Below are 13,690 nucleotides of genomic sequence, written 5' to 3'. Positions count from 1 at the left end.
CGCCATGGACCTCAAACTGCTCGATATTCTCGCTTGCCCGATCTGCAAAGGCCCGCTGCAGCTTTCCGAAGACAAGACCGAACTGATCAGCAAGGGTGCCGGCGTTGCCTACCCGATTCGCGATGGCATTCCGGTGATGCTGGAAAGCGAAGCGCGTACCCTGAATACCGATGAGCGTCTGGACAAGTAAATGAACGCAGCCTTCACCGTCGTGATTCCTGCTCGTTACGCCTCCACCCGCCTGCCCGGCAAGCCGTTGCAGGACATCGCCGGCAAGCCCATGGTGCAGCACGTCTGGGAGCAGGCGAAGAAGAGTTCGGCCCAGCGTGTGGTCATCGCCACCGACGATGCACGTATCGTCGAAGCCTGCCAGGCCTTCGGCGCCGAGGTGCTGCTGACCCGCGAGGATCACAACTCCGGCACCGATCGCCTGGCTGAAGTCGCCACCCAGCTTGGTTTGCCGGCCGATGCCATCGTGGTCAATGTGCAGGGCGATGAACCCTTGATTCCGCCGGTGATCATCAATCAGGTCGCGGCCAACCTGGCGGCCAATCCGCAGGCCGGTATCGCCACTCTGGCCGAGCCCATCGAGGACGTCACCGCGCTGTTCAATCCCAATGTGGTCAAGGTGGTCGCCGACAAAACCGGCCTGGCCCTGACCTTCAGCCGTGCGCCGTTGGCCTGGGCGCGCGACGCCTTCGCCAAGAGCCGCGATGCGCTGCCGCAAGGTGTGCCATACCGTCGCCACATTGGTATCTACGCCTACCGCGCTGGTTTCCTGCATGACTTCGTCGCCTGGGGCCCATGCTGGCTGGAAGATACCGAGTGCCTGGAACAGCTGCGCGCGTTGTACAACGGCGTGCGCATCCACGTCGCCGATGCGCTGGAAGCGCCGGCTGCTGGCGTGGATACCGCCGAAGACCTGGAGCGGGTACGCCACCTGCTGGGGGCCTAATGAAGGTTCTGTTCGTCTGCCTGGGCAACATCTGCCGTTCACCGACGGCAGAAGGCGTGTTTCGCTACAAGCTGCGCGCCGCTGGCCTGGAAGATCGAGTGCAGGTGGATTCCGCCGGTACCGGCGACTGGCATGTCGGCAAGGCACCGGACAGTCGCACGCGCCAGGCCGCGCTGCGCCGTGGCTATAATCTGTCCGCACAGCGTGCGCGCCAGGTCGAGGCTGCCGACTTTCAGCGCTTCGACCTGATCCTGGCTATGGACCAGAGCAATCTGCGCAACCTTGAGGCGTTGCGCCCTGCCAATGCCGGTGCTGACCTCGATCTCTATCTGCGCCGTTATCAGCTGGCATTGGATGAGGTGCCGGACCCTTATTACGGCGGCGAAGATGGCTTCGAGCAGGTGCTGGACCTGATCGAACAGGCCAGTGATGCGCTGTTAATCGAGATCAAGGGGCGCCTGTGAGCCTGAATCTGCAGAGCGACGTGTCGCTCAAGGCCTTCAACAGCTTTGGCGTTGACGTGCGTGCCCGGCTATTCGCCGAAGCCCGTCACGATGACGACGTGCGCGAGGCGTTAGGCCTGGCGCAACAGCACGGCTTGCCGCTGCTGGTGATCGGCGGCGGCAGCAACCTGCTGCTCACACGTGATGTTGAGGCTCTGGTGCTGCGCATGGCCAGTCGTGGTATTCGCATTCTGGAGGACGACGGCGAGCAGGTGCTGGTAGAGGCCGAAGCTGGTGAGCCCTGGCATCCCTTTGTGCAATGGAGCCTGGCGCAAGGCCTCAATGGCCTGGAGAACCTCAGCCTGATTCCCGGTACCGTCGGCGCCGCGCCGATGCAGAACATCGGTGCCTACGGCGTGGAGATCAAGGATCTGTTTGAAGGCCTGACCGCGCTGGATCGACAGACCGGAGAACTACGCGACTTTTCCCTCGAAGAATGCGCCTTCGCCTATCGCGACAGCCTGTTCAAGCGCGAAGCCGGGCGTTGGCTGATTCTGCGCGTGCGCTTTCGTTTGAGTCGCCTGGTTTCGCTGCGTCTGGATTACGGTCCGGTACGTCAACGCCTGGTAGAAATGGGCGTGGAAGCGCCGACCGCCAGCGATGTCAGCCGGGCTATCTGCGCCATTCGCAGCGAAAAGCTGCCAGATCCCGCCGAGCTGGGTAACGCCGGCAGTTTCTTCAAGAATCCGGTGGTGCCATTCGAACTGGCCGAGCGTATTCGCGCCGAGCATGCCGATCTGGTCAGCTATCCGGCTGGTGCTGGCCTGGCCAAATTGGCGGCTGGCTGGTTGATCGAGCGGGCAGGGTGGAAGGGCGCGCGTGAGGGTGATGCCGGTGTGCATCGTTTGCAGGCGCTGGTGCTGGTCAACTACGGCAATGCCACGGGTGCGCAACTGCTGCAGCTGGCGCAGCGTATCCAGGCTGATGTATTCGAGCGCTTCGGTGTTGAGTTGGAGATCGAGCCTAACGTGCTCTGATCTGTTCCTGCTTGCCACTCCCGGATTGCATCCAGGCTACGCTTCTGCAGCGCCAGACACGGAAATGAAAAAGGGGATGCCTAGGCATCCCCTTTTTAGTGACCGCAGGAGGATCAAGCCTGGGGCTTGACCTCTTCCTCGTCGGCTGGCGTCTGTTCTTCCGGCTGCGCTTGCTCTACCGCTTCGCTCGCGTTTTGCTCGCTGACGACAGGAGTGGTTTCGGCTTCGGCGACTGGCTCGACCGCAGGAGCGGTTTCGACTGCAGTGGCTTCGGCTTCTACCGGGGCGCTTGCTTCGGCGGCCGGAGCAACTTCGACTGCTGGCGCAGCCTCTACAGCCGGGGCTGCAGCGGCAGCCTGTGCAGCTTCGCGCGCCAGGCGCTCAGCTTCACGCTGACGACGACGCACTTCGCGCGGGTCGTTCGGCGCACGGCCAGTGGCATTTGCCGGAACCGCTGCGGCAGCAGGGGCTTGCTCGACCGGTGCCGGAACAGGCTCCTGGGCGACTTCGACAGTCGGCTCAGCTTGAGCGACCGGTTCGGCAACTGGCGCTTCAACGGCAGCAGGGGTTTCGACTGCGGCCGGTTCTGCCTCAACTGCTTTCTCTGCGACCGGAGCAGCTTCAACCACTTCACTCACAGCAGCCTCGGCTTGCGCCCCGACCGGTTGAGCAGCAGGGGCTTCTTCAACCTGAACAGAGGGTGCTTCGACGGCCGGGGCTTCGCTGACCGGAGCCTCGCTGGCAATGGCTTCGCTGCTATCGACGCTTTCTGCAACCACGGCGGCGGCAGTGGCTACGGCAGCTGGAGCGGCGGCTTGAGCTTCGTTACCTGCGGCTTCGCTGTTCTCGGCGCTTTCGATCAGGTTGCCGTCGGCATCACGCTGACGCTCGCGACGGTTGCTGCGGCGACGCTGGCCACGAGAGCGGCGACGCGGACGTTCGCCATCGTTGTTGTCCTGCTCGTCATCCTGCAGCTGCTCTTCGTTCGGCAGCGCTTCGTCCTGCAGGGCCTCGGCCTGCTCGGCACGTGGCTGGCGCTCTTCGCGCGGCGGACGCTGACGTTCCTGACGCTCGCCACGTGGCTGACGCTCGGCACGCTCTTCGCGTTGTTCGTTGCCAGTAGCGTCCAGCGGCTCGCGCAGCTCACGTACGCGCTCTTCACGCGGAGCACGCTCTTCGCGCGGCTTGCGCTCGCGGCGGTTTTCCTGGCCTTCGCGGGGGGCGCGTTCTTCACGCGGAGCGCGCTCTTCGCGAGGTTGGCGCTCTTCACGCGGCTCACGGCCCTGACGCTCTTCACGCGGGGCGCGTTCTTCGCGGGGCTTGCGCTCTTCATCGCGGCGACCGCCACGGTTACGGCTTTGCTGACGACCGTTGCGGCGCTCTTCGCGCGGCGGACGCTCGTTGCTCTTCTTCTCGGTGACCGCAGGCTGAGCTTCTTCTTCCTTGCCGGCGAAGAGGCTGACCAGCGATTTGACCAGGCCCTTGAACAGGCTCGGCTCAGGCGATTTGGTCGGAGCCAGCGGAGCCGGTTGCGGCTCGGCGGCAACCGGAGCGCTGCTGCGCGGCGCGGCCTTGATCGCGGCTTCCTGGCGAACCAGGGTGCGCGTGGCAGCGGTTGGGTGAGCGGCAGCTTCCTCGTTTTCCGCGGTGGCGGCGATTTCGTAGCTGGTCTGGCCGCTCAGGGCTTCCGGGCTGTCGTCACGCAGACGCTGCACTTCAAAATGCGGGGTTTCCAGGTGATCGTTGGGCAGGATCACGATGCGCGCACGGGTGCGCAGTTCGATCTTGGTGATCGAGTTGCGCTTCTCGTTGAGCAGGAAGGCGGCGACCGGGATCGGCACCTGAGCGCGGACTTCGGCGGTGCGATCCTTCAGGGCTTCTTCTTCGATCAGGCGCAGGATGGCCAGCGACAGGGATTCCACGTCGCGGATGATGCCTTGGCCGTTGCAGCGCGGGCAGACGATGCCGCTGGTCTCGCCCAGGGACGGACGCAGGCGCTGACGGGACATTTCCAGCAGGCCAAAGCGCGAGATGCGGCCGACCTGAACGCGGGCGCGGTCTGCTTCCAGGGCTTCACGCACCTTTTCTTCGACGGCGCGCTGGTTCTTGGCCGGGGTCATGTCGATGAAGTCGATGACGATCAGGCCGCCGATGTCACGCAGACGCAGTTGGCGGGCGATTTCCTCAGCCGCTTCTAGGTTGGTCTGCAGTGCGGTTTCCTCGATGTCGCTGCCTTTGGTGGCGCGCGCCGAGTTGATGTCGATGGACACCAGGGCTTCGGTCGGGTCGATGACGATGGAGCCACCGGACGGCAGCTTCACTTCACGTTGGAAGGCGGTTTCGATCTGGCTTTCGATCTGGAAGCGGTTGAACAGCGGCACGCTGTCTTCGTATAGCTTGATCTTGCTGGCGTACTGCGGCATCACTTGCTGGATGAAGGACAGGGCTTCTTCCTGGGCTTCGACGCTGTCGACCAGCACTTCGCCGATGTCCTGGCGCAGGTAGTCGCGGATGGCGCGGATGATGACATTGGATTCCTGATAGATCAGGAACGGGGCAGGGCGGCTGGTGGAGGCTTCCTTGATGGCGCTCCACAGTTGCAGCAGGTAGTCGAGGTCCCACTGCATTTCTTCGCTGGAACGACCCAGGCCGGCGGTGCGCACGATCAGGCCCATGTCGGCTGGTGCATTGAGGCCATTCAGCGCTTCGCGCAGTTCGTTGCGCTCCTCGCCTTCGATGCGGCGGGAGATACCACCAGCGCGTGGGTTGTTCGGCATCAGCACCAGGTAACGACCGGCCAGGCTGATGAAGGTGGTCAGGGCTGCGCCCTTGTTGCCGCGCTCTTCTTTCTCGACCTGGACGATGACTTCCTGGCCTTCCTTGAGCACGTCCTTGATGTTGACGCGGCCGCCTTCAGGAGACTTGGAGAAATATTCGCGGGAGATTTCTTTGAGAGGGAGGAAACCGTGGCGTTCGGAACCGAAATCGACGAAAGCGGCTTCAAGGCTGGGTTCAACGCGGGTGATACGGCCTTTGTAGATGTTGGCCTTCTTCTGTTCACGGGCTCCGGACTCGATGTCCAGATCGTAGAGTTTTTGGCCATCTACCAGGGCAACACGCAACTCTTCGGGCTGAGTTGCGTTAATTAGCATTCTTTTCATGTGGTACCAATGGGTTCCGGGCTAGCGGAAGCCACGTTAGGCACACACGACTCTCAGGGTCGGTGTCAGGCGCGTCAGAAACGGTCGTAAATCGTTCCACTGTCTAGCGACGGTCAGCCATTATCAGGCGGCGGTCGCGACGGACGTCTCCTGCTTGCTGTGGTGACAGAAAGCACTCAGTCAGGAAGAGGAATCAACTGGCGGTAGCGGACGAGATGAGGCGTCTTTGATCAAGCGATGTGCTACGCAGTCCGACAGTTGTACATCTCCACCCTACACGTATCGCTGAAAATCGGGTGCCGCGCGCGGATTCCGCAGCGGTTGTCAGTTACCGCGACCGCCCGGCGGGCGAATCGCGCATCATACTCAAGGCTTTATTTCCGAAGTCTTCGTGGCCTTTTGCGGCCTTTCTAACCTGAAGAATCCGTCGGACGGCCTCACGTCCAAATACGTTTGCGCGGGCAGGGGATGGCAAGTTTGGCATTCATCCACAAGCCAGGCCGCTTTTGGCGGCGTTCGCGACTATAGCAGCAATGATTAAGTGCTTCAATTCCATAAAAAATTGTTATGATTGCGCGATGACTACTCCTGCCTCTCCAACCTCCGGCGTTCAGCTGATCGAGGTTGCACCGGAACTCGCCGGCCAACGCATCGACAACTTCCTCAGGACACAGCTCAAGGGCGTGCCCAAGACCCTGATTTACCGCATCTTGCGCAAGGGTGAGGTGCGGGTTAACAAGGGTCGGATCAAGCCCGAATACAAACTCCAGGCTGGCGATGTCGTTCGTGTGCCGCCGCTGCGTCTGGCTGAGCGTGATGAGCCCGAGCCGCTGGCGCAGGGACTGCTGCAGCGCCTCGAAGCCGCCATCGTTTATGAGGACAAGGTGCTGATCGTGCTGAACAAGCCGGCCGGTATCGCCGTGCATGGTGGCAGCGGTTTGAATTACGGAGTGATCGAGGCGTTTCGCCAGTTGCGTCCTGATGCCAAGGATCTGGAGCTGGTGCACCGTCTCGATCGCGATACGTCCGGCCTGCTGATGATTGCCAAGAAGCGCAGCATGCTGCGCCATCTGCACGAAGCGCTGCGCGGCGATGGCGTGGACAAGCGCTATATGGCGTTGGTGCGCGGCCATTGGGCGACTGCCAAGAAGCAGATCGCTGCGCCGCTGCTGAAAAGCAATCTGCGCTCCGGCGAGCGTATGGTCGAGGTGAATCCCGAGGGCAAGGAGGCGCTCACGGTATTTCGTGTGCTGCGCCGTTTTGGCGAGTTCGCCACGCTGGTCGAGGCCAGGCCGATCACTGGTCGTACCCACCAGATTCGTGTGCACGCGCAATATGCAGGCCATGGTATTGCCGGTGACAGCAAATACGGCGATGACGACTTCTCTCGCGAGATTCGCGAGCTGGGCGGCAAACGCCTGTTCCTGCATGCCTATGAGTTGCACGTGCCGCTGCCTGATGGTGGCGTGCTGAAGCTCGAGGCGCCGGTGGACGAGATGTGGGGCAAGACCCTGGAGCGCCTGAGTGCCTGATTATCAGCTGCTGATCTTCGATTGGGATGGCACGCTGGTGGATTCCATCGGCCGTATCGTCGAGGCCATGCATCGCGCGGCCGATGTGGCGGGCGTGCCGCGCTGCACTGATGTCGCAGTGCGCGGGATCATTGGGCTGGAGCTGGGGGTAGCGATTCGCACGCTGTACCCGGAACTCGATGAGTCGCTGCGAATCGAAACCATCCGGCGCGCCTATAGTGAGCAGTATCTGGCGCTGGAGACCGAGCCGTCACCGTTGTTCGAGGGTGTGCGCGAGTCGCTCGAAGTCTTTCGTGATCAGGGGTATCAACTGGCTGTGGCGACCGGCAAGGGGCGCAGGGGGTTGCATAGGGTGCTGGCTGACAAGGGTTGGCTGGATTACTTCGATATCACCCGTTGCGCTGACGAGACGGCAAGCAAGCCGGATCCGCTGATGCTGCACGAGATTCTCGCGCATTGCCGGGTGCAACCCGAGCAGGCGCTGATGGTCGGGGATTCGACCTTTGACCTGCTGATGGCGCGCAATGCCGGGATGGATGCCGTGGCGGTGGGTTTCGGTGCGCAGCCGCTGTCGGTGTTGCGCGAGTGCTCGCCGCGTTTGGCTATCAACGAATTCAATGAGCTGCGTGAGTGGCTGGAAGTCGGTCGTGCGCAGCGTTCAGCAGAGGTGAGTGAATATGTCGGATGAGTGGAAGTCATCGTCTTCGTCAGGCGAGGATGCCAAGAGCTGGAAGTTGCTGGAAAAGGCACTGCTGTCCAGTGTTCAGGAGCAGCGTCGTTCGCGTCGCTGGGGTATTTTTTTCAAGCTGCTGACCTTTATCTACCTGTTCGGTGCGTTGGCGCTGGTATTGCCAGTGCTCGATCTGAAAAAAGCCTCGACCACCGAGGCGCATACGGCGCTGATCGAAATTCGCGGCATGATCGCTGATCGAGAGGAAGCTAGTGCCGATAAGGTGGTGGGCAGTCTGCGTGCCGCCTTCGAAGATACCAATACCAAGGGCGTGATCCTGCGTATCAACAGCCCGGGCGGTAGTCCGGTGCAGTCCGGCTACATCTATGACGAGATTCGTCGCTTGCGTGGCGAGTATCCGCAGACCAGGGTCTACGCCGTGATCAGTGATCTGGGTGCATCTGGCGCCTATTACATCGCCAGCGCGGCCGATGCGATCTATGCCGACAAGGCCAGTCTGGTCGGCTCCATCGGTGTTACAGCGGCCAGTTTCGGGTTTGTTGAAACCATGGAAAAGCTTGGTGTCGAGCGTCGCGTTTACACCTCGGGTGAGCACAAGGCATTCCTCGATCCGTTCCAGCCGCAGAAGGAAGAGGAAACCCGCTTCTGGAAAACCGTGCTGGACACCACTCATCGTCAGTTCATCGACAGCGTGAAGCGGGGGCGTGGTGATCGCCTCAAGGCTGACGAGCATCCCGAATTGTTCTCGGGGTTGGTCTGGTCCGGCGAGCAAGCGCTGCAGCTGGGCTTGGTCGATGCGCTGGGTAGTGCCAGCTATGTGGCGCGTGAGGTGATTGGTCAGAAAGAGATGGTCGACTTCACTCAGCGTGATACCCCATTTGATCGCTTCGCCAAGCGCCTGGGTACCAGTGTGGCGGATCGCATTGCGCTGTGGATGGGCTTTCAGGGGCCGACGCTGCGCTGATATATAAAAGAAGGCCCGCTTAGCGGGCCTTCTTCATTGATGGCTCAGAGGGTGTTTACAAGATAGGCGAGCGAAGGCAAGACAAGGCGAAAACGATCGAGAAAGCGGAGTTTACGTGCTGTAAATGAGCATTTCGAGATCGTTTTCAACGCAGTATTGCCAAGTGCAGCCATTTTGTAGGCACCCTCTCAAGGAATCTCGACGCCTTCGTTCAGCAGCATGTCCACCAGGCGAATCAGTGGCAGGCCGACCAGGCTAGTGGCGTCTTCGCCATCGGTGCTGCGAAACAGGCTGATGCCCAGACCTTCGGACTTGAAGCTACCGGCGCAATCGAATGGCTGCTCGCGTTGCAGGTAGCGCAGGATCTGCTCGTCGCTCAGTGGGCGAAAATGCACGGTGAAGGGTACGCATTCGACCTGGCATTTGCCGGTGCTCGAATTGAGCAGTGCCAGTCCGGTCAGAAAGGTGACGCTGCTGCCGCTGGCGGCGCGCAACTGTTGCTGGGCTCTCGGCAGATCGTGGGGTTTGCCGAGTATCCGTCCGTCGCTGAGTGCGGCGACCTGGTCCGAGCCGATGATCAGGTGGTCCGGGTGGTTGGCGGCGAGGGTGCGGGCCTTTTCTTCAGCCAGGCGTTTGGCCAGGTCGATGGCGGCTTCGCCCTCGCGGCGGCTTTCATCGATGCTGGGTGACTGCCAGGTAAAGGGCAGTTGCAGGCGTTCGAGCAGCTCGCGGCGATACGGTGAGCTTGAGGCGAGCAGCAGTGCGGGCATGTTCTCTTCCTTTATACGTGTGGGTGGGAAATTCTACTGACCGCTGCGGCTCGAAAACAGGCCGAATTTCCTTTGACAGCGGAAGGGTGCATCCCTAGAATGCTGCGCCTATGTTGAATGGGCCGATTCCACCTCACGTTGATCCGCGCAAGCTCGCCGACCGCGAAGCTACCCTTGAAGGGCAGCTCGAACTGGCCAGCCTGCCGCGTCTCTGCGACCCGCTTGCCGATACGGCTGGTACGGTGCAGGCGAAGTTTCATTTCGCCCGTGACGAGCAGAAAACTGTGGTTATCCGCAGTGAGCTCGAGGTTGAGGTCAAAATGGTCTGCCAGCGTTGTCTGGAGCTGGTCGCGCTACCCATCCGCAGCGAATGTGAATACGCCGTGGTTCGGGTTGGAGCGAACACTCAGTCCTTGCCCAAGGGCTACGACATACTGGAAGTGGGCGAAGAGCCGCTGGAGCTTCTTGGTCTGGTCGAGGAAGAATTACTTCTCGCCCTGCCAATCGTTCCTGCTCATGCCCCAGGTGATTGCCAGCAGCCGGACGGTCTCGATGAGCCCGAGGCAGGCGAGGACGAGGTATCGCGGTCCAACCCGTTCAGTGTATTGGCGCAGTTAAAGCGTGACCCAAACGTTTAGGAGTTAATGAGTTATGGCTGTTCAGCAGAACAAAAAATCCCGTTCCGCCCGCGACATGCGTCGTTCGCACGACGCCCTCGAGGCCAGCGCCCTGTCCGTAGAGAAGAGCACCGGTGAAGTTCACCTGCGCCACCACGTTTCTCCGGAAGGCGTGTATCGCGGTCGCAAAGTGATCGACAAGGGCGCTGACGAGTAATCCTTGTCCGCCTCGATCATCGCGATTGATGCAATGGGTGGGGACTTCGGTCCCCACTGCATTGTTCCGGCCTGCATTTCTGCGCTGGCCGAATTCCCCTCGCTGCACCTGACCCTTGTCGGTCAAGCTCCTCTTATCGAAGAACAGCTCGCTCGCCAGTCTGGCGTCGATCGCTCGCGCCTGCAGGTTCATCACGCCAGTGAAGTGATTGCCATGGACGAGCGTCCAGCTCAGGCCCTGCGCGGCAAGCCGGATGCCTCGATGCGCGTGGCACTGGAATTGGTGCGTCAGCGTCAGGCGTATGCCTGCGTCAGCGCGGGCAACACCGGTGCGCTGATGGCGCTGTCGCGTTATGTGCTGAAGACGCTACCGGGCATCGACCGGCCGGCCATGGTCAGCCCGATTCCTACCGAGCGCGGTCATTGCTACCTGCTGGATCTGGGCGCCAACGTCGATTGCAGTGCCGAGCACCTCTATCAGTTCGCCATCATGGGCGCCGTGGCTGCCGAGACGCTGGGCGTCCCTCGGCCGCGGATCGCCTTGCTCAATGTCGGTACCGAAGACATCAAGGGCAATCAGCAGGTCAAGCTGGCGGCCAATATGCTGCAGCAGGCGCCTGGTTTGAACTTCATTGGCTACATCGAGGGCGACGGCATGTACCGCGGCGAAGCCGATGTCGTGGTGTGCGACGGCTTCGTTGGCAATATCCTGCTCAAGTCCAGCGAAGGCCTGGCCAAGATGATCACCGGGCGGGTCGAGACGCTGTTCAGTGAGGGGTTGTTCGCGCAGGCCATCGGTGCTCTTGCGATGCCGCTGCTGCGTCGCCTCAAGGCCGACCTGGCGCCCGCCAAGCACAATGGTGCGAGTTTCCTCGGGCTGCAGGGCATCGTGGTCAAGAGCCATGGTGCGGCGGGGCAGGAGAGTTTCCAGAGCGCCATTCGTTGTGCGTTGCGCGAGGTGCAGGAAAATTTGCCGCAGCGACTGCATGGTCGCCTCGAAGACTTGTTGCTGTAGACTCGTCACGTTTTCAGGGTATGAGCTGCAGCGGAATGTGACTGCCGCGCGTAGCCTGTCATCCAACTGTCAGTTTGCTGAGCCAGGCTCGCCTGGCGTTGGTTTTTCGACTCAAGGGACTTATTCATGTCTGCATCCCTCGCATTCGTCTTTCCCGGTCAAGGCTCGCAAGCCCTGGCCATGCTTGCCGACCACGGTACCCAGCAGAAGCTGGTGCTCGATACCTTCGGTGAAGCCTCTGAAGCGCTCGGCTACGACCTCTGGGCGCTGACCCAGCAAGGCCCGGAAGAGCAACTGAACCAGACCGACAAGACTCAGCCGGCCATTCTCACTGCCTCCGTCGCCCTGTGGCGCCTTTGGCACGCCGAAAACGGCGCCAAGCCGGCGTTCGTCGCCGGTCACAGCCTGGGTGAATATTCCGCGCTGGTCGCCGCTGGCAGCATCGCCTTTGCCGATGCCGTGAAGCTGGTGGAGCGCCGTGGTCAATTGATGCAGCAGGCCGTTCCAGCCGGGCAAGGCGGTATGGCCGCCATCCTCGGTCTGGAAGATGCCGACGTACTCGCTGCCTGCGCCGAAGCTGCGCAGGGTGATGTGGTCAGTGCAGTGAACTTCAACGCACCTGGCCAGGTGGTGATCGCCGGTAGCGCTGCTGCCGTCGAGCGCGCCATCGAGGCGTGCAAGGCCCGTGGCGCCAAGCGCGCTATGGCGCTGCCGGTCAGCGTGCCGTCGCATTGCGCGCTGATGAAGCCGGCCGCCGAGCGTTTCGCCGAGTCGGTGGAAGCGCTGAGCTGGCAGGCGCCGCAGATCCCGCTGGTACAGAACGTCAGTGCAGCCGTGGTGTCCGATCTGGCCACGCTGAAAGCCGACCTGTTGGCGCAGCTATACAGCCCGGTACGCTGGGTCGAGTCCATGGTGCGTTTGTCCGAGCAGGGCGTTACCGAGCTGGTCGAGTGCGGCCCGGGCAAGGTGCTGAGCGGCCTGAACAAGCGCTGCGTCAAAGGCATCAACACTTACAACCTGGATACCCCCGATGCTTTCGCCGCTGCTCGTGCTGCGTTGGCTTGAGAAAGGAGAACGAACATGAGTCTGCAAGGTAAGGTCGCGCTGGTCACTGGCGCCAGCCGTGGCATCGGTCAGGCAATCGCTCTGGAATTGGGTCGTCAGGGGGCTACCGTAATCGGTACTGCTACTTCGGCATCCGGTGCCGAGCGCATCGCTGCCACGCTGAAAGAGCACGGCATCAGCGGTGCCGGCATGGAGCTGAACGTGACCAGTGCCGAGTCCGTCGAGGCCGTGCTGGGTGCCATCGCCGAGCAGTTCGGTGCGCCGGCGATTCTGGTCAACAACGCTGGTATCACCCGCGACAACCTGATGCTGCGCATGAAAGACGACGAGTGGTTCGACGTCATCGACACCAACCTCAACAGCCTCTATCGCCTGTCCAAGGGCGTGCTGCGCGGCATGACCAAGGCGCGCTTCGGCCGGATCATCAACATCGGTTCCGTGGTGGGTGCCATGGGCAATGCCGGACAGGCCAACTACGCTGCCGCCAAGGCCGGTCTTGAAGGTTTCAGCCGCGCTCTGGCGCGTGAAGTCGGTTCGCGCGGCATTACCGTCAACTCGGTGGCCCCTGGTTTCATCGATACCGACATGACCCGCGAACTGCCGGAAGCACAGCGCGACGCGCTGCTGACTCAGATTCCGCTGGGGCGTCTGGGCCAGGCTGAAGAGATTGCCAAAGTTGTCGGATTCCTGGCTTCCGATGGCGCAGGCTACGTCACTGGCGCTACTATTCCGGTGAACGGCGGTATGTACATGAGCTAAAAAGGGCGCCTTCGAATGATCGGAGGCTCTCGAATGTGACGCGAGCCATCAGAAAACTGTCATAGTGGCTGTCTAAAATCCGTTATAAAGCTGCAACAGGTTTATAGACAGATCGTTGAAGTGTTCCTGGGGGCTCCCCGGCATTCAGCTTGAAATGCTAAAAACCCTTTCTATACACTTGGCCGCTACCAGCTGCCTGGATTTGTCCAATAGGAGTGAAAACAAGGTATGAGCACCATCGAAGAACGCGTCAAGAAAATCGTTGCTGAGCAACTTGGCGTCAAGGAAGAGGAAGTAACCAACAGCGCTTCCTTCGTTGAAGACCTGGGTGCCGACTCTCTTGACACCGTTGAGCTGGTGATGGCTCTCGAGGAAGAATTCGAGACCGAGATCCCGGACGAGCAAGCTGAGAAGATCACCACCGTTCAGGAAGCTATCGACTACGTGACTGCCCACGCGCAATAA

General features: G+C 61.3%; 15 protein-coding genes. 13 read left to right on the top strand and 2 right to left on the bottom strand.

Annotated elements, in window-relative coordinates; all coding sequences use genetic code 11:
* Nucleotides 1–4: 4 nt before the first annotated feature.
* The 4 genes from AAEQ75_RS00185 to murB are packed head-to-tail and all read left to right on the top strand — an operon-like array spanning nucleotide 5 to nucleotide 2,435.
* Complete coding sequence (locus AAEQ75_RS00185; RefSeq protein ID WP_013714804.1) at nucleotides 5–190, top strand: Trm112 family protein; 186 nt, start codon at nucleotides 5–7, stop codon at nucleotides 188–190.
* Nucleotides 191–955: a 3-deoxy-manno-octulosonate cytidylyltransferase gene (gene kdsB, locus AAEQ75_RS00180; RefSeq protein WP_343350507.1), complete on the top strand. Its 765-nt coding sequence runs from the start codon at nucleotides 191–193 to the stop codon at nucleotides 953–955.
* The gene (locus AAEQ75_RS00175; protein ID WP_343350506.1) at nucleotides 955–1,419 is read left to right on the top strand and encodes a low molecular weight protein-tyrosine-phosphatase; all 465 of its coding nucleotides are present in this window, start codon (nucleotides 955–957) and stop codon (nucleotides 1,417–1,419) included. Before kdsB ends, AAEQ75_RS00175 begins: the two co-directional genes overlap by 1 nt.
* Nucleotides 1,416–2,435 (top strand): UDP-N-acetylmuramate dehydrogenase, encoded by a 1,020-nt coding sequence (gene murB, locus AAEQ75_RS00170; RefSeq protein ID WP_343350505.1) that lies wholly within the window; start codon nucleotides 1,416–1,418, stop codon nucleotides 2,433–2,435. The genes AAEQ75_RS00175 and murB overlap by 4 nt, the downstream gene beginning before the upstream one ends.
* Nucleotides 2,436–2,548: 113 nt before the next feature.
* On the opposite strand, the gene rne is transcribed toward murB, so the two are convergent.
* Nucleotides 2,549–5,596 (bottom strand): ribonuclease E, encoded by a 3,048-nt coding sequence (gene rne / locus AAEQ75_RS00165; protein WP_343350504.1) that lies wholly within the window; start codon nucleotides 5,594–5,596, stop codon nucleotides 2,549–2,551.
* Nucleotides 5,597–6,174: 578 nt separating this feature from the next.
* Between rne and rluC the strand changes: the two genes are divergently transcribed.
* The 3 genes from rluC to sppA are packed head-to-tail and all read left to right on the top strand — an operon-like array spanning nucleotide 6,175 to nucleotide 8,783.
* A complete protein-coding gene (gene rluC, locus AAEQ75_RS00160) occupies nucleotides 6,175–7,128 on the top strand; it encodes a 23S rRNA pseudouridine(955/2504/2580) synthase RluC (protein ID WP_343350503.1) in 954 nt (317 codons plus the stop codon).
* Nucleotides 7,121–7,816, top strand: coding sequence for an HAD-IA family hydrolase (locus AAEQ75_RS00155; protein WP_343350502.1), 696 nt, complete (start codon nucleotides 7,121–7,123; stop codon nucleotides 7,814–7,816). The genes rluC and AAEQ75_RS00155 overlap by 8 nt, the downstream gene beginning before the upstream one ends.
* Entirely contained in the window at nucleotides 7,806–8,783 is a 978-nt protein-coding gene (gene sppA / locus AAEQ75_RS00150) for a signal peptide peptidase SppA (RefSeq protein ID WP_343350501.1), read from the top strand. Before AAEQ75_RS00155 ends, sppA begins: the two co-directional genes overlap by 11 nt.
* A 188-nt stretch (nucleotides 8,784–8,971) precedes the next feature.
* On the opposite strand, the gene AAEQ75_RS00145 is transcribed toward sppA, so the two are convergent.
* Entirely contained in the window at nucleotides 8,972–9,553 is a 582-nt protein-coding gene (locus AAEQ75_RS00145; RefSeq protein ID WP_343350500.1) for a Maf family protein, read from the bottom strand.
* Between the two features lie 110 nt (nucleotides 9,554–9,663).
* On the opposite strand from AAEQ75_RS00145, the gene AAEQ75_RS00140 reads away from it, so the two are divergent.
* From AAEQ75_RS00140 to acpP, 6 genes are all read left to right on the top strand, one after another.
* A complete protein-coding gene (locus AAEQ75_RS00140; RefSeq protein WP_343350499.1) occupies nucleotides 9,664–10,191 on the top strand; it encodes a YceD family protein in 528 nt (175 codons plus the stop codon).
* Between the two features lie 13 nt (nucleotides 10,192–10,204).
* A complete protein-coding gene (gene rpmF / locus AAEQ75_RS00135; RefSeq protein WP_037048542.1) occupies nucleotides 10,205–10,387 on the top strand; it encodes a 50S ribosomal protein L32 in 183 nt (60 codons plus the stop codon).
* A 3-nt stretch (nucleotides 10,388–10,390) separates the two neighbouring features.
* Entirely contained in the window at nucleotides 10,391–11,401 is a 1,011-nt protein-coding gene (gene plsX, locus AAEQ75_RS00130) for a phosphate acyltransferase PlsX (RefSeq protein WP_430523434.1), read from the top strand.
* A gap of 126 nt (nucleotides 11,402–11,527) precedes the next feature.
* Nucleotides 11,528–12,466, top strand: coding sequence for an ACP S-malonyltransferase (gene fabD, locus AAEQ75_RS00125; protein ID WP_343350496.1), 939 nt, complete (start codon nucleotides 11,528–11,530; stop codon nucleotides 12,464–12,466).
* Between the two features lie 15 nt (nucleotides 12,467–12,481).
* Complete coding sequence (gene fabG, locus AAEQ75_RS00120; RefSeq protein ID WP_343350495.1) at nucleotides 12,482–13,225, top strand: 3-oxoacyl-ACP reductase FabG; 744 nt, start codon at nucleotides 12,482–12,484, stop codon at nucleotides 13,223–13,225.
* Nucleotides 13,226–13,453: 228 nt separating this feature from the next.
* Nucleotides 13,454–13,690: an acyl carrier protein gene (acpP, locus tag AAEQ75_RS00115; RefSeq protein ID WP_003245177.1), complete on the top strand. Its 237-nt coding sequence runs from the start codon at nucleotides 13,454–13,456 to the stop codon at nucleotides 13,688–13,690.

This window comes from Pseudomonas sediminis (assembly GCF_039555755.1).
Taxonomy (GTDB): domain Bacteria; phylum Pseudomonadota; class Gammaproteobacteria; order Pseudomonadales; family Pseudomonadaceae; genus Aquipseudomonas; species Aquipseudomonas mendocina_D.
Note: the sequence above shows the minus strand (reverse complement) of the source record. Positions and strands in the feature narration are given on the sequence as shown.

What these genes read in the sequence shown, in the direction of transcription:
- AAEQ75_RS00185 (WP_013714804.1), top strand. Translation starts at nt 5, where the DNA reads ATGGACCTCAAACTGCTCGATATTCTCGCTTGCCCGATCTGCAAAGGC.
- kdsB (WP_343350507.1), top strand. Translation starts at nt 191, where the DNA reads ATGAACGCAGCCTTCACCGTCGTGATTCCTGCTCGTTACGCCTCCACC.
- AAEQ75_RS00175 (WP_343350506.1), top strand. Translation starts at nt 955, where the DNA reads ATGAAGGTTCTGTTCGTCTGCCTGGGCAACATCTGCCGTTCACCGACG.
- rne (WP_343350504.1), bottom strand. Translation starts at nt 5,596, where the DNA reads ATGAAAAGAATGCTAATTAACGCAACTCAGCCCGAAGAGTTGCGTGTT.
- rluC (WP_343350503.1), top strand. Translation starts at nt 6,175, where the DNA reads ATGACTACTCCTGCCTCTCCAACCTCCGGCGTTCAGCTGATCGAGGTT.
- sppA (WP_343350501.1), top strand. Translation starts at nt 7,806, where the DNA reads ATGTCGGATGAGTGGAAGTCATCGTCTTCGTCAGGCGAGGATGCCAAG.
- AAEQ75_RS00145 (WP_343350500.1), bottom strand. Translation starts at nt 9,553, where the DNA reads ATGCCCGCACTGCTGCTCGCCTCAAGCTCACCGTATCGCCGCGAGCTG.
- AAEQ75_RS00140 (WP_343350499.1), top strand. Translation starts at nt 9,664, where the DNA reads ATGTTGAATGGGCCGATTCCACCTCACGTTGATCCGCGCAAGCTCGCC.
- rpmF (WP_037048542.1), top strand. Translation starts at nt 10,205, where the DNA reads ATGGCTGTTCAGCAGAACAAAAAATCCCGTTCCGCCCGCGACATGCGT.
- fabD (WP_343350496.1), top strand. Translation starts at nt 11,528, where the DNA reads ATGTCTGCATCCCTCGCATTCGTCTTTCCCGGTCAAGGCTCGCAAGCC.
- fabG (WP_343350495.1), top strand. Translation starts at nt 12,482, where the DNA reads ATGAGTCTGCAAGGTAAGGTCGCGCTGGTCACTGGCGCCAGCCGTGGC.
- acpP (WP_003245177.1), top strand. Translation starts at nt 13,454, where the DNA reads ATGAGCACCATCGAAGAACGCGTCAAGAAAATCGTTGCTGAGCAACTT.